Source organism: Acidovorax sp. KNOB132 (assembly GCF_057541515.1).
Window position 1 is genome coordinate 1 of record NZ_BAAJYT010000005.1, and the last position, 24999, is coordinate 24999.

The 24999-nt window shown below is 67.1% G+C and carries 17 protein-coding genes and 3 pseudogenes; 14 read left to right on the plus strand and 6 right to left on the minus strand.

What is annotated here, in order from left to right:
* Positions 1-65 precede the first annotated feature (65 nt).
* A complete protein-coding gene (gene ilvA, locus AC27IO_RS01670; RefSeq protein WP_272567449.1) occupies positions 66-1631 on the minus strand; it encodes a threonine ammonia-lyase, biosynthetic in 1566 nt (521 codons plus the stop codon).
* Between the two features lie 306 nt (positions 1632-1937).
* On the opposite strand from ilvA, the gene AC27IO_RS01675 reads away from it, so the two are divergent.
* Positions 1938-2387 (plus strand): OsmC family protein, encoded by a 450-nt coding sequence (locus AC27IO_RS01675; RefSeq protein WP_284396445.1) that lies wholly within the window; start codon positions 1938-1940, stop codon positions 2385-2387.
* A gap of 48 nt (positions 2388-2435) precedes the next feature.
* Here the strand turns inward: AC27IO_RS01675 and coq7 are convergent, their stop codons facing one another.
* Positions 2436-3053: a 2-polyprenyl-3-methyl-6-methoxy-1,4-benzoquinone monooxygenase gene (coq7, locus tag AC27IO_RS01680; RefSeq protein ID WP_498736929.1), complete on the minus strand. Its 618-nt coding sequence runs from the start codon at positions 3051-3053 to the stop codon at positions 2436-2438.
* A gap of 305 nt (positions 3054-3358) precedes the next feature.
* Here coq7 and AC27IO_RS01685 point away from each other — a divergent pair, with 305 nt between their 5' ends.
* From AC27IO_RS01685 to AC27IO_RS01725, 9 genes and pseudogenes are all read left to right on the plus strand, one after another.
* Positions 3359-4393, plus strand: a complete 1035-nt coding sequence (locus AC27IO_RS01685; protein WP_284396449.1) for a porin — start codon at positions 3359-3361, stop codon at positions 4391-4393.
* Between the two features lie 209 nt (positions 4394-4602).
* Positions 4603-5724: a porin gene (locus AC27IO_RS01690; RefSeq protein WP_487088067.1), complete on the plus strand. Its 1122-nt coding sequence runs from the start codon at positions 4603-4605 to the stop codon at positions 5722-5724.
* A 261-nt stretch (positions 5725-5985) separates the two neighbouring features.
* Positions 5986-7567: pseudogene (locus tag AC27IO_RS01695) on the plus strand (ABC transporter substrate-binding protein).
* A 121-nt stretch (positions 7568-7688) separates the two neighbouring features.
* The gene (locus AC27IO_RS01700) at positions 7689-8669 is read left to right on the plus strand and encodes an ABC transporter permease (protein WP_272567456.1); all 981 of its coding nucleotides are present in this window, start codon (positions 7689-7691) and stop codon (positions 8667-8669) included.
* A 3-nt stretch (positions 8670-8672) separates the two neighbouring features.
* Positions 8673-9893, plus strand: a complete 1221-nt coding sequence (locus AC27IO_RS01705; protein ID WP_284429862.1) for a M20 aminoacylase family protein — start codon at positions 8673-8675, stop codon at positions 9891-9893.
* A gap of 54 nt (positions 9894-9947) precedes the next feature.
* The gene (locus AC27IO_RS01710) at positions 9948-11519 is read left to right on the plus strand and encodes an ABC transporter substrate-binding protein (RefSeq protein ID WP_498736933.1); all 1572 of its coding nucleotides are present in this window, start codon (positions 9948-9950) and stop codon (positions 11517-11519) included.
* Positions 11520-11627: 108 nt separating this feature from the next.
* On the plus strand, positions 11628-12539 hold the full coding sequence (locus AC27IO_RS01715) for an ABC transporter permease (RefSeq protein WP_284405054.1): 912 nt from the start codon (positions 11628-11630) through the stop codon (positions 12537-12539).
* A 9-nt stretch (positions 12540-12548) separates the two neighbouring features.
* Positions 12549-13526, plus strand: a complete 978-nt coding sequence (locus tag AC27IO_RS01720; protein WP_498736936.1) for an ABC transporter ATP-binding protein — start codon at positions 12549-12551, stop codon at positions 13524-13526.
* Entirely contained in the window at positions 13523-14596 is a 1074-nt protein-coding gene (locus AC27IO_RS01725) for an ABC transporter ATP-binding protein (protein WP_487113549.1), read from the plus strand. Before AC27IO_RS01720 ends, AC27IO_RS01725 begins: the two co-directional genes overlap by 4 nt.
* Positions 14597-14714: 118 nt before the next feature.
* On the opposite strand, the gene AC27IO_RS01730 is transcribed toward AC27IO_RS01725, so the two are convergent.
* Both AC27IO_RS01730 and AC27IO_RS01735 read right to left on the minus strand, forming a co-directional pair.
* Positions 14715-15149 carry a DoxX family protein gene (locus AC27IO_RS01730; protein ID WP_317352774.1) on the minus strand — a complete coding sequence of 145 codons (435 nt, stop codon included), beginning with the start codon at positions 15147-15149 and terminating at the stop codon, positions 14715-14717.
* Positions 15150-15285: 136 nt separating this feature from the next.
* Complete coding sequence (locus AC27IO_RS01735) at positions 15286-15882, minus strand: TetR/AcrR family transcriptional regulator (protein ID WP_317352772.1); 597 nt, start codon at positions 15880-15882, stop codon at positions 15286-15288.
* Between the two features lie 165 nt (positions 15883-16047).
* Here AC27IO_RS01735 and fabF point away from each other — a divergent pair.
* A pseudogene (fabF, locus tag AC27IO_RS01740) lies at positions 16048-17315 on the plus strand (beta-ketoacyl-ACP synthase II).
* Between the two features lie 85 nt (positions 17316-17400).
* On the opposite strand, the gene AC27IO_RS01745 reads toward fabF, so the two are convergent.
* Together AC27IO_RS01745 and zwf are read right to left on the minus strand one after the other, a co-directional pair.
* Entirely contained in the window at positions 17401-18246 is an 846-nt protein-coding gene (locus tag AC27IO_RS01745) for a MurR/RpiR family transcriptional regulator (RefSeq protein WP_272551228.1), read from the minus strand.
* 174 nt (positions 18247-18420) lie between these two features.
* Positions 18421-19886: pseudogene (gene zwf / locus AC27IO_RS01750) on the minus strand (glucose-6-phosphate dehydrogenase).
* A 169-nt stretch (positions 19887-20055) separates the two neighbouring features.
* Between zwf and tal the strand changes: the two are divergent.
* From tal to AC27IO_RS01765, 3 genes are all read left to right on the plus strand, one after another.
* Entirely contained in the window at positions 20056-21003 is a 948-nt protein-coding gene (gene tal / locus AC27IO_RS01755; RefSeq protein WP_317352764.1) for a transaldolase, read from the plus strand.
* A 3-nt stretch (positions 21004-21006) separates the two neighbouring features.
* On the plus strand, positions 21007-22602 hold the full coding sequence (pgi, locus tag AC27IO_RS01760) for a glucose-6-phosphate isomerase (protein ID WP_498736940.1): 1596 nt from the start codon (positions 21007-21009) through the stop codon (positions 22600-22602).
* Positions 22603-22848: 246 nt separating this feature from the next.
* On the plus strand, positions 22849-24939 hold the full coding sequence (locus AC27IO_RS01765) for a TonB-dependent siderophore receptor (RefSeq protein ID WP_498736942.1): 2091 nt from the start codon (positions 22849-22851) through the stop codon (positions 24937-24939).
* Positions 24940-24999: the final 60 nt, after the last annotated feature.

Below are 24999 nucleotides of genomic sequence, written 5' to 3' on the forward strand. Positions count from 1 at the left end.
AAATAAATAGCTATATGCCCTAGTATTAATTGCGCTGGAGGCCGTTTTGGTGCCAAGCCTTCGGGCTAGGCGCGCCCGGCCTGCAGGAACAGCTGGTAAGCCGGGTTCAGCGTTTCTTCCACGTACGGGTAGCCCAGTGTGGCCAGGAAAGCGTCGAACGCCGCCGCATCGCCCGGCGGCACCTGCATGCCCACCAGAATGCGCCCGTAGTCGGCGCCCTGGTTGCGGTAGTGGAACAGGCTGATGTTCCAGCTCGGCTGCATCAGGCTCAGGAACTTGAACAGTGCCCCCGGCCTCTCGGGGAAGACGAAGCGCAGCAGCCGCTCCTCCTGCGCGAGCGCCGAGCGGCCGCCCACCAGGTGGCGCAGGTGCTCCTTGGCCAGTTCGTCGTGCGTGAGGTCGAGCGCCTCGAACCCGTGGCGCTGGAAGTTGCGGGCGATCTTTTCCGACTCGCCCTTGCCGTGTGTGGTCAGGCCCACGAACACGTGGGCGCGCGCGGCGTCGCTGATGCGGTAGTTGAACTCGGTCACGTTGCGCGGGCCGCCGGGCAGTTCCCCCACCACCTCGCAGAACCGCTTGAAGCTGCCGCGCTCTTCCGGAATGGTGACCGCCAGCAGGGCTTCGCGTTCCTCGCCCACCTCGGCGCGCTCGGCCACGAAGCGCAGGCGGTCGAAATTCATGTTGGCGCCGCACAGGATGGCCGCGTAGGTCTCGCCCCGCGTCTTGTGCGTATCCACGTACTGCTTGATGGCGGCCACGGCCAGGGCGCCGGCCGGCTCCACGATGCTGCGCGTGTCCACGAAGATGTCCTTGATCGCAGCGCACACGGCGTCGGTGTCCACGGTCATGAACTCGTCCACCAGGCCCTGGGCCACGCGGAAGGTCTCCTCGCCCACCAACTTGACGGCCGTGCCGTCGGAGAACAGGCCCACGTCGGCCAGCGTGACGCGGCTGCCGGACGCGACGGATTGCGCCATGGCGTCGGAATCGTTCATCTGCACGCCGATCACGCGGATCTCGGGGCGCACTGCCTTGATGTAGTTGGCCACGCCGCTCACCAGCCCGCCGCCGCCGATGGCGACGAACACCGCATCGAGCCGGTTGCTGCCCAGGCTCTGCAGCTGGCGCAGGATTTCCATGGCGATCGTGCCTTGGCCGGCGATCACGTCGGGATCGTCGAAGGGGTGTACGAAGGTCAGGCCCTGGGCTGCCTGCAACTGGGCCGCGTGCTCGTAGGCGTCGGAATAGCTGTCGCCGTGCAGCACGACCTCGCCGCCCAGCGTCCGAACGGCATCCACCTTGAGCTGGGGCGTGGTCGTCGGCATGACGACGACGGCGCGGGTCCCCAGCTTGTGCGCGCTCATCGCCACGCCTTGGGCATGGTTGCCAGCCGAGGCGCAGATCACGCCCTTTTGCAACTGCTCGGGCGACAGGTGCGCCATCTTGTTGTAGGCGCCCCGCAGCTTGAAGCTGAACACCGGCTGCTGGTCCTCACGCTTGAGCAGTACCTGGTTGTGGAGCCGGCGGCTCAGCGCCTTGGCGGGTTCCAGGGCCGATTCGACCGCCACGTCGTAAACGCGGGCCGTGAGGATCTTCTTCAGGTAGTCCAGGGGCGTGAGGTGCTGGGTCATGTCGTGCGGATCGTTGCCGCGCCGGTCGCGGGCAGGGCCGCCATCATAGGCGGTGGCCCGACGCTGCTGCCGTCGTGCGCAGGGCAAAAAAAACGGCCCCGGACTGTGAAGTCCGGGGCCGAATCCATCCTTTGAGGAGATGGAGGAGACAATGGGTGCGAACAAACCGTTTGGGCTTGCTGTCCACCCTTTCGGGCAACGCATGGTGCGAAGTGTAGCCCAAACCATGCTGCGTTGCAGCAAAATTGATAGACCATCCCGGGATGGAAACGCGGTTTTTCGCTTTTTTTGATGGAGAAAAACAACATGGAATGCACAGTCACCTGGACGGGCGCCACGGGCACCCGGTCCGGTATGGGATTCATCGCCGAAACCGGCAGCGGCCATGTCCTGGCCATGGACGGCGCGCCCGATGCTGCCAACCCCGCCAACGGGGGCCAGAACCTGGCGCCGCGCCCCATGGAGACAGTCCTGGCCGGCACGGGGGGCTGCACAGCCTACGACGTCGTGCTGATTCTCAAGCGCGGCCGGCACGATGTCCGCGGCTGCAGCGTCAAGCTCACCTCCGAACGCGCGCCGGTCGATCCCAAGGTGTTCACCCGCATCCACATGCAATTCACCGTGACGGGCAAGGCGCTGCCTGCGGCGGCGGTCGAACGTGCGATCGCCATGAGCCACGAAAAATACTGTTCCGCCAGCATCATGCTGGGCAAGATGGCGGAGATCACCACGGGCTTCGACATCGTCGAGGGGTGATCGGCCTGGCGGCGCGCTGACGGCGGCCACTGCACCGAGGGCATTCCTTCAGATGCGGTGCGCCACCGTGGTCATGCACTTGGCGGCGGCCTTCATCAGCAGGCGCACCGGGGCCGGCAACTCCTGGCCGCCCGCGGCCAGGGCGCCGCTCGCGTGCCGCTCTTCGTCGCTCTTCATGCGTGCCACGACCGAGCGGGACGCCAGGTCCTGCGCCGGCAAGCGCTCCAGATGGCTTTGCAGGTGCTGCGCCACCTGCCGCTCGGTTTCCACCACGAACCCCAGGCTCACCCGGTCGCTGACCTGGGCGGCAGTCCATCCGATGGCGAACGCCCCGGCGAACCAGAGCGGATTGAGCAGGCTCGGCCGGTCGCCCAGGGCGTCGAGCCGCTCGCGGGTCCAGGCGAGATGATCCGTTTCCTCTCGCGCCGCCTCCAGCAGGTGGGCGCGCAGGTGCGCATCGCGCGTCACGGCGGCCTGGCCGGTGTAGAGTGCCTGGGCACACACTTCGCCCACGTGGTTCACCCGCATGAGCGCGCCTGCCAAGCGTTTTTCCGCGGGCGAGAGATTGGCGTCAGAATGGGCGCGTGCCGGTGAGGGCTCCCCTGCCCGGGGCTTGGCGAAGAGGGTGCGCAGTGCGGTATCGACCGCCGTCAGAAGTGGATCCATGGAAAAATCGGGTGAAGTTCGAAAGCGCTACAGAATTTTCGAATGAATACAAAAATGCGAGCATCCTTTGCCCGCTGGGCGCCGCGATAAGTCAGTTCCGTGACGCCTCAAGGGTTGTTGCAACACAGCAACGATTTGGGCCTTTCGGTGCAATTGTGAGGGAATTCCTTTGCGAAACGGACGTGGCTCTGTTGCAATAAGGACAACTTCCCCACCAGGAGGTTGGCCCGGGGATCCGGCGGACTGCGCTTGTGCATCTCAGCCCCCCGAACCGGCGCCCTCGTTTAACCTTGGAGTAACTCGCAATGAAAAAATCCCTGATTGCCCTGGCTGTGCTGGCTGCTTCCGGCGCTGCAATGGCTCAATCTTCCGTCACGATGTTCGGTATCGTTGATGCAGGCGTTGGCCGCATCTCCGCCGACAATTCCGTGACCGGCGTGTACAACAGCGGCAATGCAACCAGCCGTCTGGGTTTCCGCGGCGTTGAAGACCTCGGTGGCGGTCTGAAGGCTGGTTTCTGGCTCGAAGGCGCTATCCAGAACGACACCGGCACCGGTGCTGGCGGCGGCGCTACGGGTCCTGGCTTCGAATTCAAGCGCCGTTCCACGGTCAGCCTGATGGGCAACTTCGGTGAAGTTCGTCTGGGTCGTGAACTGACGGCTGGCTACGACAAGCCCAGCTCGTACGATCCGTTCGGCCAAGTCGGCGTGGGTAACTTCCTGGGCTTCGGCATCGGCGGTCAACCTTTCCGTATCGGCAACGGCGTGAGCTACCGCACCCCTGGCAACCTGGGTGGCTTCTTCGGTACCGTGCACTACGCTTTCGGCGAAACGCCTTCCAACGCTGCCTATGACAAGGCTGGCAACTACCTCGGCCTGGCCGGTGGCTACGAAAACGGTCCTCTGAGCGTGACCCTGGCAGCTGACAAGCTGCGCGGTGCTACGGCTCCTCAAGACGTGACCACGTACTCCATTGCTGGTTCGTACGATCTGGGCGTCGTGAAGCCAATCTTCATCTGGCACCAAGAAAAGAACAACGCTGCTGTGCAAACGAAGTACAGCACGTACCTGATCGGCCTGACCGCTCCTGTCGGTCCTGGCACGGTGAAGGCTTCGTTCGCGAACCTGGACCTGAAGAACAGCAGCGCCGATTCCCGCGTGCTGGCTCTGGGCTACGTGTATGACCTGTCCAAGCGCACCGCTGTGTACGGCACGATCGCTCACATGCAAAACAAGGGCGGCGCAACGCGCGTTCTGGCCAGCAACGGCCTGACCGGCGCTACCGCTCTGCCTGGCGAGAACGTCAACGGCTACCAAGTTGGTATCCGCCACTCCTTCTAATAGGGCGCTGACGCAAGTCAGCGGTTCTTGAGAAGAAAAAAAGCCGCCGACCTTCGGGTCGGCGGCTTTTTGCATTGGTGTCCCCTGTGTCGCGTATGTAACAAAAGACTAGGGAAAACGCCTGTGGGTATGCTGCCATACGCTCTGTTCTGCAAAAACCGGGATTTCTAAAATGAATTTCCCTTATTCCAAGCAGAAAGAGACAGCACATGCGTATTTCGTTTGTGACAAAGACCATCGCTGCTGCAGCGCTGGGTGTGGCCTCGCCATTGCTTTTCGCCCAGGCCAATACCAGTAGCGTGCAGCTGTACGGTATTGTGGATATGGCATATCGCCACACGAACAACGAAGGCCCGGCCGGCAGTCCCGGGGGCTCGCTGAACCAGATGGTGGGCGGCGGCATGTCTCAAAGCCGTTGGGGCATCAATGTGACCGAGGACCTGGGCGGTGGTCTGAAGGCCCTGGTCAATCTGGAGAACCGATTCGGGGCAGACACGGGAACCCCGGCGACGCCCTATTTCCAGCAGTCCTGGGTGGGCGTGCAGGGAGGCTTCGGACGGCTGACCATGGGCCGCCAATACAACATCCTGTTCGACCTGGTCACGAGCACCTACGCCTCCTATCCCTACTCCCCCTACATGGACGTGTACAAGCCGGAAATCGGCTTCGCACTGGGCGCGCGGGCCGACAACATGCTCAAGTACATGGCCGAGGTCGGTCCATGGCGGGGCGCATTGCAGTATTCGTTTGATGAGAAGAGCCCCACCGGTGGCAAGACGGCCGGGGGCTACCTGCGCTATGCAGCGGGCGGCCTGGCTGCTGGCCTGGGGTACCAGAACTACGAGTTCGCTTCGGGCAAGAAGGTCGATGCCTGGACCGTCGGTGGCTCCTACCGCCTGGGCGATTGGTACTTCAATGCGGGCTACGGCCAGAACAAGGTGGATGACGGCCTCACGGCGGTCGACCGGGCTGTGCTGGGCGCCATGTGGCAGGGCACGATCAACGGCGGCTTCGGTGGGCCGGCCTTCCTGGCTGCCAACAAGCGCACCATCTACAAGATCGGTGCGGGTTATCAGATCACGCCCCAGTTGAACATCGGTGCGCACTACTTCCGTGCCGAGCAGAAGGGCAGCACGGCGGCCGCCAAGGGCAAGGCGGACTTCTTCACGATGGCCTTCGACTACGCGTTCTCCAAACGCACTGACGCGTACCTCGAACTTGACCACACCAAGCTCAAGGGCGACCAGATCAGCCTGAGCAACGCGGCGGGCCAGGTCAATGGCGCCAAGAGCCGCACGGGCTACACGATCGGCCTGCGTCACCGCTTCTGACAGGCACTGGCTGCGCGCCGAGGCGCAGCCGTTCATCGATGCGAACGCCAGTCTCTTCGAAAGAGGCTGTCTGCACGGAGTGCACACGAAGGGCCGGGTGGCCCGCCAGCGCCGATCCGCGCAGGGCGGGGACTGGCACCTTCCTTGCATGGGTTTCCCGCTCATGCCAGATCCTGGGCCGGCCAGACCCCGGCTTCCAGCGACCTTCCGCATTCCTCAAAAAGGAAGCGGCATGTTCCACGCTTTATCCAAGAGGGTTCCATGAAGCTCATCACTGCCATTGTTTCGGGCGCTGCCGCCTGTGCGATCCTCGCGTCGCCCCTGGCTCATTCCAAGACGTTCAAATGGGCCAGCCAAGGCGAAATCTCCACCTGGGACATCCACTCGCAGAACAATGCCCTACAGAACGGGCTGCACGCGAACGTGTACGAAACGCTGACGTACTACAACAGCCGCACCTTCGAGATCGAACCCGTGCTGGCGACTGCGTGGCGCGAGGTGAGCCCCACGCAGGTGCGCTTCACGCTGCGGCAGGGCGTCAAGTTCCATGACGGCTCGGCGTTCACGGCCGACGATGCGGTGTATTCGCTCTCCCGGGCCATGGCCAAGACCTCCAACTACACACCGTTCGTACAAGGTTTCGACCGGATCGTGAAGGTCGATGCCCAGACGTTCGACATCTTCCTCAAGTCGCCCAATCCCGTGCTGCTGCGCCAGCTGACCGAGCTGCGCATCATGAGCAAGGCCTGGGCCGAAAAAAAACAAGTCCGTGGAGCCCAAGGACATCAAGGGCACCGACGAGAACTTCGCGCACCGCAATGCCATGGGCACGGGGCCGTACACCCTCGAGTCCTGGCAGCCGGACGTGCGCATGGTGTTCAAGCGCAACCCGAACTGGTGGGGCACGATGGAAGGCAACGTGACGGAGATCATCTACACGCCCATCAAATCCGCGTCCACGCGCGTGGCGGCCCTGCTCTCCGGCGAGGTGGACATGGTGCTCGATCCCTCCCCGCAGGACCTGGCACGGCTGCGCTCCGGCGCCGACCTGAAGGTGGTCGATGGCGTGGAGAACCGCACCATCTTTCTCGGCATGGACCAGTTCCGCGAGGAACTGGTGGGCTCCAGCGTGAAGGGCAAGAACCCGTTCAAGGACGTGCGCGTGCGCCGTGCGCTCTACCAGGCCGTCGATGTGAACACGCTCACCCGCAGCATCATGCGCGGCCTGGGCAAACCGACCGGCACGCTGGTGGCGCCCCAGGTCGCGGGCTGGACCGAAGCGGTAGGCAAGCGCATGCCCTATGACGTCGAGGCCGCGAAGAAGCTCATGGCGGACGCCGGCTACGCCGACGGCTTCGAGGTGGACTTCGCCTGCCCCAACAACCGCTACATCAACGACGAGGCCATCTGCCAGGCCGTGACGGCCATGTGGGCGCGCATCGGCGTGAAAGCCAAGCTGCGCACGCTGCCGCAGGTGACGTACTTTCCGATGATCCAGCGCAGCGAGGCCAGCATCTACATGCTCGGCTGGGGCGTGCCGACGTTCGACGCGCTCTACAGCCTGCAGTCGCTGGTGCGCACCGTCGGCACGGGCGGCGACGGCAACTACAACGTGGGCCGCTACAGCAACGAGCGCATGGACTACCTCGTGGACCGCATCAAGGCGGAGACGGATGCACCGGTGCGCTCGCGCATGCTGACCGAGGCGCTGCAGCTGTCCAACGACACGGTTTCGCACATTCCGCTGTACGACCAGGTCATTCCCTGGGCCATGAAAAAGACGGTGGACGTGGTCCACCGGGCCGACAACCGCGTGGACATGCGCATGGTCAAGATCAATTGATGCACGCGATCCTGCCCAGGCTGCCAACCCGGCCTGGCGCTTGCCCAACTGCCGGCCGGGGGGTATTCGCGGCGATGGCCCATCCCCCTGCTAGCATGCCCGATTCACTCACGGTTCACTGATGCTTGCCTTTATTCTGCGACGCCTGATTCAGGCCGTCATCGTGATGATCGCGGTGGCCTTCATCTCCTTCATGCTGTTCCAGTACGTCGGAGATCCCGTCACCTTCCTGCTCGGCCAGGATGCCACGCCCGAGCAGATCCGTGAGCTGCGCGCGGCGCTCGGTCTGGACAAACCTTTCATCGTGCAGTTCTGGCACTTTCTGGTGAACGCCGCGCAGGGCGAGTTCGGCCTCAGCCTGCGCCAGGGCGCGAAGGTGTCGCGGCTGATCGCCGAGCGCTTTCCCGCCACGCTGGAGTTGGCCCTCGTGGCCGCCGTGCTCGCGCTGCTGATCGGCGTGCCGATGGGCGTGTATGCCGCCCTGCGGCGCGGCAGCTTCGCGAGCCAGCTGTTCATGACGCTGTCCCTGCTCGGCGTGTCGCTGCCCACCTTCCTGATCGGGATCCTGCTGATCCTCGTGTTCGCCGTGCACCTGGGCTGGTTCCCGAGCTTCGGGCGGGGCCCCGTCACGCAATTGGGCTGGTGGAGCACCGGGCTGCTGACCCCCAAGGGCTGGCACCACATCACGCTGCCGGCGATCACGCTGGCGATCTTCCAGCTCACGCTGATCATGCGGCTCGTGCGCGCCGAGATGCTGGAGGTGCTGCGCACCGACTACATCAAGTTCGCCCGCGCGCGCGGCCTGTCCGACCGCGCGATCCACTTCGGCCATGCCCTCAAGAACACGCTGGTGCCGGTGATGACCATCACGGGCCTGCAGCTGGGCGGCCTCATCGCCTTCGCCATCATCACCGAGACGGTGTTCCAGTGGCCGGGCATGGGCCTGCTGTTCATCCAGGCGGTCACCTTCGCGGACATTCCGGTGATGGCGGCCTACCTGTGCCTGATCGCGCTCATCTTCGTGGTGATCAACCTCGTGGTCGATCTGCTGTATTTCGCCGTCGATCCGCGCCTGCGCGTGGGCAAGGCTGGAGGGCACTGAGACATGGCGCAGGCGCTTCGCTTCAAGGCCGGGGGCCGGGCCTTCGCGCACATCGCGCAGTACCACCCCGAACTCACCGCATTCCGGCGGGACCTGCACGCCCACCCCGAACTCGGCTTCGAGGAGGTGTACACCGGGGCCCGCGTGAAAGAGGCCCTCAAGGTCTGCGGCGTGGACGAGATCCACGACGGCATCGGGCGCACGGGCATCGTCGCCGTCATCCGGGGGCAGGGCCGCGGCAGCCGCAGCATGATCGGCCTGCGTGCCGACATGGACGCGCTGCCGATGACCGAGCAGAACGATTTCGCATGGAAGTCCTGCAAGTCCGGTCTCATGCACGGGTGCGGGCACGACGGGCACACCGCCATGCTGATCGGCGCGGCGCGCTACTTGGCCGCCACGCGCCAGTTCGACGGCACCGCCGTGCTGATCTTCCAGCCCGGCGAAGAAGGCTTTGCCGGCGCGCGGGTGATGGTGGAGGACGGCCTGTTCGAACGCTTTCCCGTGCAGTCGGTGTACGCCATGCACAACTGGCCCGCCATGAAGCCCGGCACCATCGGCCTGAACTCGGGCGCGATGATGGCCGCGGCCGACCGCGTGACGATCGAGATCACCGGCCGGGGCGGCCACGGCGCCCATGCCTACCAGACGGTGGACGTGGTGCTGGTGGCGGCGCACATCATCACCGCGGTGCAGGGCATCGTCTCGCGCAACGTGCGCCCCATCGACAGCGCCGTGATCAGCCTGTGCGCGATCCAGGCGGGTGACCTGGGCGCCTTCAGCGTGCTGCCTGGCACGGCCACGCTGGTGGGCACGGTGCGCAGTTTCGATCCGGTGGTGCAGGACATGGTGGAGCGGCGCATCCAGGAGCTGTGCAGCGCCATTGCGCTCGGCTTCGGCGCCACCGCCACGGTGCGCTACGAACGCATCTATCCGGCCACCATCAACACCGAAAGCCATGCGCAGTTCGCGGGCGACGTGGCCGAATCGCTGGTGGGCGGCGAGAACGTGGTGCGCGACATGGACCCCAGCATGGGCGCGGAAGACTTTTCCTTCATGCTGCAGAACAAGCCCGGCGCCTACCTGCGCATCGGCCAGGGCACGGGCCCGGGCAACAGCGCGCTGCACAACAACCGCTACGACTTCAACGACGACATCCTGCCGCTGGGCGCCGCGCTGCATGCCAGCCTGGTCGAGCAGGCCATGCCGCTGGCGGGCGCCTGACGCCCACATCGGCCCGTGTGCGCACATCCCCCCTTTTCTTCCTCAGGAGTCCCCATGAAATTCCAGACAAAAACGGCGCTGGCCCTGGCGATGGTCGCCATGGTGTCCGTCGCAGGGGCGCAGACCATCCGCGTGGCGAACCAGGGCGATGCCCTGTCGATGGACCCGCACTCGCTCAACGAATCGCTGCAGCTGAGCGTGACCGGCAACGTCTACGAGCCGCTCGTGGGGCGCAACAAGGACCTGAGCCTGGCGCCCGCGCTAGCCACCAGCTGGAAGATGACCTCGCCCACGGTCTGGCGCTTCGAACTGCGGCGCGGCGTGCAGTTCCACGACGGCACCCCGTTCACGGCGGACGACGTGCTGTTCTCGCTGGGCCGCACGCAGGTCGAGGGCTCGGACATGAAGAGCTACACGAACGACTTCAAGGAGGTGCGCAAGATCGACGACTACACGGTCGAGATCGAGACCCGCTCGCCCTATCCCATCCTGCCTGACGTGCTCACGCTCGTGTACATGATGAGCAAGAAGTGGTGCGAGACCAACCAGGCCACGACGCCGGTGGACCGCCGCAAGGGCATCGAGAACGCCGCGTCGTTCCGTGCCAACGGCACCGGGCCGTTCCGCGTGCGCGAGCGCCAGCCCAACGTGCGCACGGTGTTCACGCGCAACGGCAGCTACTGGGGCACCATCGAGAGCAATGCCAGCGAGATCATCTACACGCCGATCGGCAACGACGCCACCCGCGTGGCGGCGCTGCTGTCGGGCGAGGTGGACGTGATGGAGCCCGTGCCGGTGCAGGACATCGAGCGCGTCAACACCAGCCCCAACACCCGCGCCGTGACGGGCCCCGAGCTGCGCACCATCTTCCTGGGCATGGACCAAAAGCGCGACGAGCTGCTGTATTCCAGCGTGAAGGGCAAGAACCCCTTCAAGGACAAGCGGGTGCGGCAGGCGTTCTACCAGGCCATCGACATCGAGGGCATCCGCAAGACCGTCATGCGCGGCGCGGCCAACCCGTCCGCCCAGCTCGTCGGCCCCGGCATCAACGGCTTCCAGGCCGACATGAAGCGGCTGCCCTACGACGTGGATGCGGCCAAGAAGCTCATGGCCGAGGCGGGCTACGCCAACGGCTTCGAGCTGACGATGAACTGCCCCAACGACCGCTATGTGAACGACGGCCGCGTGTGCCAGGCGGTAGCGGCCAATCTTGCGCGCATCAACGTCAAGATCAACCTGCAGGCCGAGACCAAGGGCACCTATTTCCCGAAGGTGCTGCGCCGCGACACGAGCTTCTACATGCTCGGCTGGTCGCCCGCCACCTACGATGCGCACAATGCGCTGAATGCCCTTATGACGTGCGTGGACGAAAAGGGCGCCGGCCAGTTCAACCTGGGCGCGTACTGCAACCCCAAGGTCGACGAGCTCACCAAACGGATCCAGGCGGAAACCGACAAGACCCAGCGCAACGCCATGATCCGCGAGGCGTTCGCGATCCACGCCGCCGACATCGGCCACGTGCCGCTGCACCAGCAGGCGCTGGCCTGGGGCGTGAGCAAGAAGGTCAAGCTGGTGCAGATGGCCGACAACTTCATGCCCTTCAAATGGATGAGCATCGTCAAATGAGTGCCGCAGCGGCGTAGCCAACCAAGCGGGGTGCGCCGGCAAGGTGCCCGACCGAGGCGGTGGCCAGCCGGCGCCGCCGCAGTGAGTTTCCTGGGGTTTCCAAACACGATGAAAAAAACGCTCTTCCGATGGTTCGACAGCGATGTCGGCCACAGCTTTCGCACCTCGCCCGTGGCCATCGGCGCGGCGGTGATCGCGCTCATCTGCGTGTTCTGCTCGTTCTTCGCGGGCTGGGTCGCGCCGCACAACCCGTTCGATCTGACCACGCTCGAACTGGGCGATGCGCGGCTGCCGCCGGCCTGGAGCCCTGAAGGATCCACCAAGTACCTGCTGGGCACCGACGACCAGGGCCGCGACATCCTGTCCGCGGTGATCTATGGCGCGCGCATCTCGCTCATCGTGGGCTTCGCCTCGGTGGTGCTGTCGGTGGTGGTCGGCGTGGCGCTCGGGCTGCTGGCGGGCTTTCGCGGAGGCTGGGTGGATGCGGTGCTCATGCGCCTGTGCGACGTGATGCTGTCGTTCCCGGCCATCCTGGTGGCGCTGCTGATCGCCGGCGTGGGCCGCGCGGTGTTTCCCAATGCGCACGAGTCGCTGGCGTTCGGGGTGCTGATCATCTCGATCTCGCTCACCGGCTGGGTGCAATATGCGCGCACCGTGCGCGGCTCCACACTGGTGGAGCGCAACAAGGAATACGTCCAGGCCGCGCGCGTGACGGGCGTCAACTCGCTGCGCATCATGCGCAAGCACGTGCTGCCCAACGTGATGGGCCCGGTGATGGTGCTGGCCACCATCCAGGTGGCGACGGCCATCATCACCGAGGCGACCTTGTCGTTCCTGGGCGTGGGCGCGCCGCCCACCTCGCCCTCGCTGGGCACGCTGATCCGCATCGGCAACGACTACCTGTTCTCGGGCGAGTGGTGGATCACGGTGTTTCCGGGCGCCATGCTGGTGTTGATCGCCCTGTCGGTGAACCTGCTGGGCGACTGGCTGCGCGATGCGCTGAACCCCCGCCTCCGCTGAAAGCACCCAATGAGCCTTCTCGAAGTCAAGAACCTCGTCGTCGAATTCCCGAGCCGCCGCGGCACCCTGCGCGCGCTGGACGACATCTCCTTTTCCATCGCGCCCGGTGAAATCCTGGGGGTGGTGGGCGAGTCGGGCGCCGGCAAGTCGCTCACGGGCGCGGCCATCATCGGCCTGCTGGAGCCGCCGGGGCGGGTGGCCTCCGGCCAGATCGTGCTGGAGGGCCAGCGCATCGACAACCTGTCGTCGCGCGAGATGCGGCACATCCGCGGCCGGCGCATCGGCGCGATCTTCCAGGACCCGCTGACCTCGCTGAACCCGCTGTACACGGTGGGCCAGCAGCTCGTCGAGACCATCCAGGCCCACCTGCCGGTGAACGCTGCCGAGGCGCGCCGCCGCGCCATCGACCTGCTCAAGGACACGGGTATCCCGGCCGCCGAGCAGCGCGTGGACCATTACCCCCACCAGTTCTCGGGCGGCATGCGCCAGCGCGTGGTGATCGCCCTGGCGCTGGCGGCCGAGCCGCAACTCATCGTGGCGGACGAGCCCACCACGGCGCTGGACGTGTCGATCCAGGCGCAGATCATCCAGCTGCTCAAGAACATCTGCAAATCGCGCGGCGCGGCCGTGATGCTCATCACCCACGACATGGGCGTGATCGCCGAGACCTGCGACCGGGTGGCGGTGCTGTATGCCGGCCGCGTGGCCGAGATCGGCCCCGTGCACGAGGTCATCAACCACCCGGCGCACCCCTACACGGCCGGCCTGATGGCGTCCATCCCCGACATGGAGCAGGAGCGCGAGCACCTGAACCAGATCGACGGCGCCATGCCGCGCCTGAACGCCATTCCCCAGGGCTGCGCCTTCAATCCGCGCTGCCCCCACACCTTCGACCGCTGCAAGGTGGAGCGCCCCGAACTGCTGCAGGCCGGCGCCACGAAAGCCGCCTGCTGGCTGCACGACCTGCCCAAGAAAGCCGCCGCATGAGCGCCCACACTCCCACCCCTTCGGCCAGCGCCAACGCCGCCGCCGGCAAGCCCCTGGTGCAGGCGCACGACCTGGCCAAGACGTTCGATGTGTCCGCCCCCTGGCTCAACCGCGTGCTGGAGCGCAAGCCGCGCACGCTGCTGCACGCCGTCGACGGCGTGAGCTTCGAGATCGAGCGCGGCAAGACGCTGGCGCTTGTGGGCGAATCCGGCTGCGGCAAGAGCACGGTGGCGCGGCTGCTGGTGGGCCTGTACGAGCCCACGCGCGGCGGCCTCACCTTCGACGGGCAGGACGCGCACGCGGCCTTCAAGGGCAAGGACGCCCAGGCCATGCGCCGCCGCATCCAGATGATCTTCCAGGACCCGTATGCCAGCCTCAACCCGCGCTGGCTGGTCGAGGACATCATCGGCGAGCCGCTGCGCGAGCACGGCCTCATCACCGACAAGGCCGAGCTGAAGGCCCGCGTGGGCGAGCTGCTGCAGTCGGTGGGCCTGTCGCCACTGGACATGGTGAAGTACCCGCACCAGTTCTCGGGCGGCCAGCGCCAGCGCATCTCGATCGCGCGGGCGCTCGCCACCGAGCCGGAATTCCTCGTGTGCGATGAGCCCACGTCGGCGCTCGACGTATCGGTGCAGGCGCAGGTGCTCAACATCATGAAGGACCTGCAGCGCGAGCGGCACCTGACCTACCTGTTCATCTCGCACAACCTCGCGGTGGTGCGCCATGTGAGCGACCAGGTGGGAGTGATGTACCTGGGGCGCCTGGTGGAGCTGGCCGACAAGCGCGAGCTTTTCGCCACGCCGCGCCACCCCTACACGCGCATGCTGCTGGACGCCATCCCCAAGATGCACGACACCGGCCGCTCGCGCACGCCGGTGCAGGGGGAGGTGCCCAATCCGCTGAACCCGCCGCCCGGTTGCGCGTTCAACCCGCGTTGCCCGCACGCCAACGACCGGTGCCGCACCGAGCGCCCGCAGTTGCTGAACCAGGGCGGCGCCCGCGTGGCCTGCCACGGCATCGAGGAAGGGCGCATTCCGCTGGTGGCGGTGCCCGTTCCCGCCGCGGTTTGATCGAAATCGGGCCGATGCCCTAGTAAAGCATGCCCTTTCAGCTATATTTTCTATAGCAAAAAAAGGGACTCGGTTGGATTCGGGTGAGCGGCGGCAGGCGCCACCGCCCATCCCCCGTTCAGTTGAATTTGCCGTTCACGCCGCCCACGCTGTAGCGCCCGGCGCCCAGCAGCACCACGCTCAACGCGCCGAAAAGGTACAGGCCCTGCAGTTCCAGCGCCCAGCCGCCCTGCTTGTTGAGCGCGAACAGGTCGGCCATGTGCACGAGGCCGAACGCCACCAGCATGTTGACCACCACGATGGCGGCGCCCGCGCGGGTGGCCAGGCCGACGATCATCAGCACCGGCGCCAGGATTTCGCCGACGAACACCAGGTAGCCCAGGGCGCCCGGCAGGCCGGCCCGCTCCAGCATGCCGCTGATGAAGCCCACCCCGTTCTGCAGCTTGAAGATGCCGTGCAGCAGCACGAGCACGCCGACGGCGATACGCAGGACGAGTTTGCCGGCATCGTCCGATGCGGCGGCGGAGGCGGGGTGGCGGGATGCGTTGTTCATGGGGTTCTCCTCTCCAGGTCAAAAATCGCAGTATGCGGGGACGCGCCCGGGCTGTCAGTGCGTTTTCGCACAACTTTGCGTCCGGGAGATGGCCGTGCATGCGGCCGCGCCCCTTGCCCGGCAGGGGCGGCGTTCGTCACGCGCCGGGGGATGGCGCGGCCAGCTGTTCCCGCAGCGTGGCGAGGATCTCGTCCGAGAGTGCGGGCCGTCCGTCCGCCGTGGCCCGCGCCAGCACGAGCCCGCCCACCATGGTGGCCAGCATGGCCATGGCGCGCGCCCGGCCCTGGGCGCTGGGGGCGCTGTCGGCGGGCGCCAGGCCCTCGATCACCCGGGCGAAGCGGTCGATGTTGCGTTCGATGCCCTGGGCGAACACCTCGGAGAGGCCGCCCCCGGCCCGGGCCGCATCCACCGCCAGCGCCGCCACGGGACAGCCCTCGCCAGGGCGATCGCGGTGCACCGGGGACAGGTAGCTCGCCACCCGCGATGCCAGGGGGGTGTCACCCTCGCTGCCCTCCAGCGCGGGGATCGACCAGTCGAAGGCCAGCGCGCAGGCCTCGCGCACCAGCGCGTCCTTGGAGGCGAAATGCCGGTACAGGCCGCCGTGCGTCAGCCCCGCATCGCGGGTGATGTCGGCCACGCCCACGCCGGACAGGCCACGCTCCCGGTACAGCCGCGCGGCGGCATCGAGGATGCCCTGCCGGTTTTCTGCCGTTTGGGCCTTGGAGACTTTCATGGGGAAATTCCTTTTTGATTGCGACCGTACGCAAAAAATGGCCATGCATTTATGATGACGGCCGTAATCTTAAATGCGCGGCCGTCCGCGCACATACCAGCGAGGCCCATGATGGCGAATCCCAAGAATGAACCCGAGTTGCCTGCCTTCGAACGGAGCGCCGTGATGCGGCGCGTGGTCGTCACCGGCATGGGGTTGGTGTCCCCGCTGGGCTGCGGCGTGGAGCGGGCCTGGAGCCGGCTGCTGTCGGGCGCTTCGGGCCTTCGGCGCCTGCCGGAATCCACCGTGGAGGGCCTGGCCGCCAAGGTGGGCGGCGTGGTGCGACGACCATGGAAGACCCGGAGGGCGGCTGGGACCCCGGCACGGTGGTAGGCCCGAAGGATGCGCGCAAGATGGACCGCTTCATCCCCTTCGCCCTCGGCGCGGCGCAGCAAGCCCTGGCGCAGGCCGGATGGGCGCCGGCGGATGCCCACGCGGCCCACCGCACGGCCACGGTGATCGCCTCCGGCATCGGCGGCTTCGGCGCCATTGCCGAGGCGGTGCGCACCACCGATACGCGGGGGCCGCAGCGCCTGTCGCCCTTCACCGTGCCATCGTTCCTGGTCAATCTGGCGGCGGGGCACGTGTCGATACGGCATGGCCTGAAAGGGCCCATCGGCGCGCCCGTGACGGCCTGCGCCGCCAGCATCCAGGCCATCGGTGACGGCGTGCGCATGATCCGCTGCGGCGAAGCCGACGTGGCCGTGTGCGGCGGCACCGAGGCCGCGATCGACCGCGTCAGCCTGGGCGGCTTCGCCGCGGCCAAATCTTTGTCCACCGGCTTCGCGGACCACCCTGCCGCCGCGTCTCGCCCGTTCGATGCGGCGCGCGACGGCTTCGTGATGGGGGAGGGCGCCGGTGTTCTGGTGCTGGAGGCGCTGGAGCACGCGCTGGCGCGCGGCGCCGTGCCGCTGGCCGAGGTGGTGGGCTACGGCACCTCTGCGGACGCGCACCACATCACCTCGGGCCCGGAAGACGGCGACGGTGCCCTGCGCAGCATGCAGGCGGCGCTGGCGCAGGCCGGGCTGCAGCCGGAGCAGGTGCAGCACCTCAATGCCCATGCCACGTCCACCTATGTCGGCGACCGGGGCGAGTTGGCGGCGATCCGCCGCCTGTTCGGCGAAGGGGCCGCGGTGGCCATTGCCTCCACCAAGGGGGCGACCGGGCATCTGCTGGGGGCGGCGGGCGCGGTGGCATCGGTCTTCACGGTCCTCGCGCTGCGCGATCAGGTCGTGCCCGGCACGTTGAACCTGGACCAGCCCGACGATCTCGCCCAGGGCCTGGACCTGGTGGCCCACCGGCCCCGCCCGATGAAGCTGGCGCATGCGCTGGTCAACGGCTTCGGCTTCGGCGGTGTCAACGCCTCGCTGGTGTTCCGCCGATGGGTGCCCTGAGATGCTATAAAAATAATAGCTGAATGCCCTAGTGGATATTGCGCTGGAGGCCTGAAAGCCTCCGCCTCCTGGCGGGCGGGCCGGATCAGGTGTACCGCTTGGCCCGCAGGTTGTCCTTCATCTGCTGCAGGCGGGGCTGCAGGGGTTCGCCGATGCGCAGGGCCACGCAGGTGGCGAGCACGTCGATCACCAGCAGGTGCAGCAGGCGCGACACCATCGGGCTGTAGCGGTCGTAGCCCTCGGGGTGGTCGGCCGCCAGGTGGATGTGGCAGGCCAGGGCCAGGGGCGACCCGCTCGCGGTGATGGCGATGGTGGTGGCGCCGTTCTTGCGCGCGATGTCGGCCGCGTCCATCAGGTCGCGCGTGCGGCCGGAGTTGGAGACGATCACCGCGCAGTCGCCCGGGCCGAGCAGGGTGGCGCTCATGACCTGCATGTGGCCGTCGCTCGTGCTGATGCTGGTGATGCCCAGCCGAAAGAACTTGTGCTGCGCGTCCTGCGCGACGATGCCCGAATTGCCGGCGCCGTAGAACTCGATGCGCCGGCCGGTCTGCCAGGTGTCCGCGATGGCCTTGGCGGCGCGTTCGATGGCACCGGTGCTGGCGGCGTTGCGGTATTGCAGGAAAGCGGCTGCGGCGTTGTCCACCACCTTCACCAGCACGTCGCCGGTCTTGTCGTCAGCGTCGACGCTGCGGTGGATGAAGGGCACCCCTTCGCTCACGCTGCCGGCCAGCTTCAGCTTGAAGTCGGCCAGGCCGTCGTAGCCCATGCTGCGGCAAAACCGTACCACGGTGGGTTTGCTCACGCTGGCGCGGGCCGCCAGCTCGCGCACCGGCAGCCGGGCAAAGGCCCGCGCGTCGTCCAGCACGAGCTGGGCCACGCGCTGCTCGGCCGGGGCCAGGGATGGCAGGGATGCGGTGATTCGTTCAAGCATGACGGGGGCCCTTCATCGCCGGACAGCACGCGTGCTGCGAGCCACCGACGCGGCCTTGACCGTCAGGTGGCCGCGGAGCAGGCCATGCCAGCAGACGCCGTGGAACTGGCTTGGCCAGGCCACTGGCGTCGTCCCCCTCCGGGGGAAGGCGCCGCAGGCGACACAGGGGGCGGCTCAAGTCTCTTCCATCCAGGTGTGGCCGTCGCGCGCCACCATGGCGCTGGCGGCGCTGGGGCCCAGCTGCCGGCGGAGTAGGGCCGGGGGCCGTCGTCGGAGTCGCGCCAGGCCTGCATGATGGGCTCCACCCAACGCCAGGCGGCTTCCTGCTCGTCGGCCCGCACGAAGAGGTTCAGGCGCCCGCCGATCACGTCCAGCAGCAGGCGTTCGTAGGCGCCCACGCGCTCGGTGCCGAAGCGCTGCTCGAAGTCGAGGTCCAGGTGCACCGGCGCGAGCGCCTGCGCCTCCGACACGCGGGTGCCGCGCTTTTCCTGGCCCGCCGCGAACAGGTGCAGGGCCACGCCGTCGCGCGGCTGCAGGTGGATCACCAGCCGGTTGGCCGCGCCCATCGGCGAGCGGTAGATGGGGTGGGGCGTGGGCCGGAAGTTGATGGCGATGTGCGCCTCGTGCGAGGCCAGTCGCTTGCCGGTGCGCACGTAGAAGGGCACGCCGGCCCAGCGCCAGTTGGCGATCTCGGTGCGCAGGGCCACGAAGGTCTCGGTGCGGCTGCCGGGCGCCACGCCGTCCTCGTCGGCGTAGCCTTTCACGCGCTCGCCGCTCAGGCTGCCGGCGGTGTACTGGCCGCGCACCACGTCGCGTGCCAGGGTGGCGGGCGTCCAGGGGACCAGCGAGCGCAGCACCTTGAGCTTTTCGTCGCGGATGGCATCGGCATGGGCGTTGATGGGCGGCTCCATGCCGATCGCGCACAGCAGCTGCAGCGCGTGGTTCTGCACCATGTCGCGCAGGGCGCCCGTGCCGTCGTAGAACGCGCCGCGCTTTTCCACGCCCAGCTTTTCGGCCATGGTGATCTCGATGCTGGCGACGGTCTCGCGGCGCCACAGGGGCTCGAAGAGCGCATTGCCGAAGCGCAGCGCCAGCAGGTTCTGCACCGACGGCTTGCCCAGGTAGTGGTCGATGCGGAAGATCTGCCACTCGTTGAACACCGTGCGCACCGCCGCGTTGATGGCGCGGTTGGATTCGAGGTCGTGGCCCAGCGGCTTTTCCAGCACCACGCGCGTGTTTGGGGTGGCCAGCCCGGCGGCGCCGAGCTGCTCGCAGGCGGTGGTGAACAGGCCCGGGGCGGTGGCCAGGTACATCACCACGGTGTCGGCCTGCCGCTCGCCCAGCCGCTCGGCCAGCCGGGCGTAGTCCTCGGGCTTGGACAGGTCCATGCGCTGGTACTGCAGCAAGGCCGCGAACTGCTGGAACTCCTCCGCGCTCGGGCGCTTGTCGTCCACCACAGCGGCGAAACGGCTGGCGATCAGTTCACGGTAGGCGGCATCGGTCAGGTCGTCCCGCGCCACGCCGATGATGCGGCCGCCTGCGGGCAGCGAGCCGTGGCGGAACGCCTGGAAAAGGGCCGGCAGCAGCTTGCGCCATGCCAGATCGCCCGTGCCGCCGAACAGAACCAGATCGAAACTCATCGTTGTCGCGTCCCAGAAAATTGGTAATTAAGCTGCCGGGCATGTTACCGAGTTTCATGATGAGGCGGCGACTGACAGGAACCCGGGTTACCGCGCAATACACTCTGCGGTTGCCGTGCCGACGGGGCCCGCCCGAGCGCCCCCGCACGCCACCTCACGGGAGCATTGCATGAACCAACTCGACGCCCTCAAACAGGTCACCACCGTGGTGGCCGACACGGGCGACTTCCGCCAACTGAGCGCCTACCAGCCGCAGGATGCGACGACCAACCCCTCGCTAATCCTCAAGGCGGTGCAAAAGCCCGACTACGCCCCCCTGCTGCAAGAGGCCGTGACCCGCTGGAAGGGCCATCCGGTGGAAGAAATCATGGACCGGCTGATCGTCCGGTTCGGCTGCGAAATCCTCTCCCTCATTCCCGGCCGCGTCTCCACCGAAGTGGATGCGCGCCTGTCGTTCGACACCATGGCCACCGTCACGCGGGGCGAACGCATCATCGAGCTGTACCAGGCCGAGGGCGTGGACACCGCCCGCGTGCTCATCAAGATCGCCGCCACCTGGGAGGGCATCGAAGCCGCCCGCATCCTGGAAGAGCGCGGCATCCACACCAACCTCACGCTGCTGTTCTCGCCCGTGCAGGCCGTGGCCTGCGGCCGCGCCAAGGTGCAGTTGATCTCGCCCTTCGTCGGCCGCATCTACGACTGGTACAAGAAGCAGGCCGGCGCCCAGTGGGACGAGGCGGCCATGGCCGGCCCCAACGACCCTGGCGTGCAGTCGGTGCGCCAGATCTACCAGTACTACAAGCACTTCGGCATCGCCACTGAGGTCATGGGGGCGAGCTTTCGCAACGTGGGACAGATCACCGCGCTGGCCGGCTGCGACCTGCTGACCATCGCCCCCGACCTGCTCGCGCAACTGGCGGCCAGCGATGCGCCGCTGACCCGCGCGCTCGACCCCGAGGCGGCGCGCGCGCTGGACCTGCCGGCCGTCGAATACGACGAGCCCGCCTTCCGCTACGCGTTCAATGCCGACGCCATGGCGACCGAGAAGCTCGCCGAAGGCATCCGCGCCTTCGCGGCCGATGCGGCCAAGCTCGAACACATGATGCAGGCCGCCTGACCCATGACCATGCCCCAACGCATCCGCTGCGACCACACCACCGCCTGGGCGGCGCTGCAGGCCCGCTACGACGACATCGGCCGCACCTTCGACGTGCGCCAGGCGTTCGCCATCGACCCGCTGCGCTTCGAGGACTTCAGCCAGGAGGCGCCGCACCTGTTCGCCGACCTGTCCAAGAACCGCATCGACCGGCCGACCGAGGCGCTGCTCATGCAGCTGGCGCGCGAATGCGGTCTGGAGGCCTACCGCGACGCCATGTTCGCCGGCGAGGCGATCAACCACACCGAGCAGCGCGCGGTGATGCACTGGTTGTTGCGAAATCCGGCCGATGCCTTAGAAAATCATGCCCCTGGCGCTACTGATTTCGTAGCAAACAGCCTGCGCGACGTGCACACCACGCTCGATGCGATGCTGGCGCTGGCCGAGCGCGTGCGTGCCGACACCGCCATCACCGACATCGTGAACATCGGCATCGGCGGGTCGGACCTCGGGCCTTCCATGGTGGTGAAGGCGCTGGACGACCTGCGCCAGAGCGACAAGCGCCTGCACTTCGTCTCCAACGTCGACGGGCAGGAACTGGGCACGCTGCTGCACACGCTGCGGCCCGAGAGCACGCTGTTCCTCATCGCCTCCAAGACGTTCACCACCGCCGAGACCATGTCCAACGCCCATGCGGCGCGCGACTGGTTCCTGTCGCACGGCGGCAGTCCGCGGCAGGCCGGGCGCGTGTCGGTGTCGCGCCATTTCGTCGCGCTGACGACCAACGTCGAAGCCGCGGCGGAGTTCGGGATCGACACCACGCTCGGCTTCTGGGACTGGGTGGGCGGGCGCTATTCGCTGTGGTCGGCCATCGGCCTGCCGATCGCCATCGCCATCGGCGCGGCGCATTTCCGCGACCTGCTGGCCGGCGCCCACGCGATGGACGAGCACTTTCGCCACGCGCCGCTGGAGCGCAACCTGCCGGTGCGCCTCGGCCTGCTGGACGTGTGGTACCGCAACTTCCACCGGTTCGCCAGCCGCTGCGTGGCGCCCTACAGCCACGGCCTTCGCCGGCTGCCGGCCTACCTGCAGCAGCTGGAGATGGAGAGCAACGGCAAGGGCGTGGACTGGGAAGGCCGGCCGCTGGCGGTGCAGACCTCGCCCGTGGTGTGGGGAGAACCCGGCACCAACGGCCAGCACGCGTTCTTCCAGATGGTCCACCAGGGGCCCGACGTGATTCCGGTGGAGTTCATCGCGCTGCGCAAGGGCGCGCGCGACCTGCCGCACCACCATTCGCGCCTGGTGGCCAACGCCCTGGCCCAGGCCAAGGCGCTGATGCTGGGCCGGCCGCAGGAGTCCGGGCACCGGCACTTCACCGGCAACCGCCCCAGCACGTTCCTGGTGCTGGACCAGTTGGTGCCTGCCTCGCTGGGTGCGCTCATCGCGCTCTACGAGCACCGCGTGTTCGTGAGCGGTGCGGTCTGGGGCATCAACAGCTTCGACCAGTGGGGGGTGGAGTTGGGCAAGGTGCTGGCCCGGGAGCTGGAGCCCCGCCTGTCCTCGGGCGACACCGACGGGCTGGACGCTTCGACCGCCGGCCTGTTGCGCCAGCTGCGTTGACCTGAACGGCCGGCGCTGCGCGGTTGCTGCCGGCGCTGCCATCCACCGCGCCTCCCCCCATCCCCGCAAGTTGCAAGACCGGCGGGGATTTTTCCTGGGCGAACGGCGGGGGCAGGCGCCTGGCCGGCGGTTGCGCACCATGCCGGGAATGCCGCGCCGGGATGTCGCCCGATTGCAACAAATGGCTTACGAATAGGCGATCGATTTCTAAAATGGGAATCGTTATCAATACTATTTATGTTTGCCATGAAATTCATTGATCTGCGGGGCACGGCCTGCGTGGCCGCCGCCCTGGGGCTGGTGCCTTGGGCGCATGCCCAGGGCGTGGGCGCCACGCTGTCCGAAGTGCGGGTGGATGCCAACGCCGAAAAGGAATCCGCCACCGGCCCCGTGGTGGGCTACCGCGCCCGCAACGCCACCACGGCCACCAAAACCGACACGCCGCTCAGCGAAACGCCGCAATCGGTCACCGTCATCACGCGCGACCAGATGGTCGACCAGGGCGCGACGACCTTCCAGGGGGCGCTGCTCTATGCCGCGGGCGTGCGCAGCGATGCCTATGGTCTGGACAGCCGCTCCGACAGCGTGCGCGTGCGCGGCAGCTACCCGGACATCTACCTCGATGGCTTGCGCCAGAGCTACAACTACTACACCAGCACCACGCCCGCGGAGCTGTACACGCTGGAGCGCCTGGAGGTGCTGCGCGGTCCTTCGGGCATGCTGTTCGGCACCGGCACCGTGGCGGGCGTGGTCAACATGGTGAGCAAGCGCCCGCTGCAGGAAGCGCAGCGCGAAGTGGGCGTGCAGATCGGCAGCTGGAACCGCAAGCAGCTGCAGGCCGACCTGACCGGCCCGCTCACGGCCGATGGCCAGTGGTCGTACCGCCTCGTGGCGCTGGCCCGCGACGCCGACACGCAGGTGGACCACGTGCCCGACGACCGCCGCCTGATCGCGCCGTCGCTGATGTGGCGGCCCAATGCGGCGACGTCGCTGCTGCTCCAGGCGCACTGGCAGCAGGACCGCTCGGGCAGCACGTCGCAGTTCCTGCCCTGGTCGGGCACCTTGCTTCCCAATCCCAACGGGCAGCTGCCCACCAGCCGGTTCATCGGCGAGCCGGGCGACTACTACGACACCGATCGGCAATCCATCGGCTACCAGCTCGAACACCGTTTCAACGATGCCTGGACGGCGCGCCAGAACCTGCGCTGGGCCCGCAACGAGAACCGGGGCGGCTACCACTATGCGGACTTCTTCACCGATCCGGGCGGGTGGGGCGCCGACCCGGTCAACCAGCGCCTGATCGGCCGGCTGTATGGGCAGAACGTGACCCGCACGCGCATGGCCGCGGTCGACACCAACCTGCTGGGCCGGCTCACCACGGGCGCCGTGCAGCACCAGTTGCTGCTGGGCCTCGACTGGAATCGCCAGTCGGAGGACAAGGCGGAATCCGGCGATGCCTACGATTCGCCCATCGACGCGTTCGCGCCGGTGTACAGCGGGCGGACCGACCGGCCGCTCACCGCGCAGCCCCGGAATGTGCAGCGCCAGACCGGCATTTATGTGCAGGACCAGATGAAGTGGGACCGATGGATCTTCATCGCCGGCCTGCGCCATGACCGCGTGGCGAATGCCCTGGCCGGCTCGGCCGATGACCGCACCAGCGACACCACCAAGCGCCTGGGCGTGATGTACCAACTGGCCGGCGGCTGGACGCCGTACATCAGCTATGCGGAGTCGTTCAGCCCGGTAAGCGGCACCAACACCTCGGGGGCCCGCTTCAAGCCGCTGCAAGGCGAGCAGATCGAAGTGGGGGTGAAGTACCTGCCCGAAGGCGGCGCGACCTCGTTCACCGCCTCGGTGTACGACCTGAAGGAAAAGAACCAGAAGGTCACCGATCCGACCAATCCGATGAACACGCTGCAGGTCGGACAGACCCGCAACAAGGGGCTGGAGCTGGAACTGAAGACCCGCGTGACCACCGCGTTCGATCTGATCGCCCACTACAACTACACCGATGTGGATCCGACCCTGGAAGGCCTGCCCCGCAACCAGGCGGCCGTGTGGGGGCTGTATCGATTTTCCGTCGCGGGGATTCGCGGCTTTTCGGCCGGGGCCGGGGTGCGGTACCTCTCCGCGTTCCGCGATGGTTCCGGCCCGCGCGTTCCATCTTCGCTCGTCGGAGATGCGTTGCTGGCCTATGACAGCCAGGCATGGCGCTACGCGCTCAACATCAACAACGTGGCCGACAAGCAGTACATGAGCACCTGCCTGTCGCGCGGCGATTGCTGGTGGGCGCCCCGGCGCAACGTGGTGCTGAGCGCGACCTACCGCTTCTGAGCGGCCCCTCGATCCTGCGGGCCGCACCCACGGCCCCGCCAAAGAAAAACCCCGCAGGCC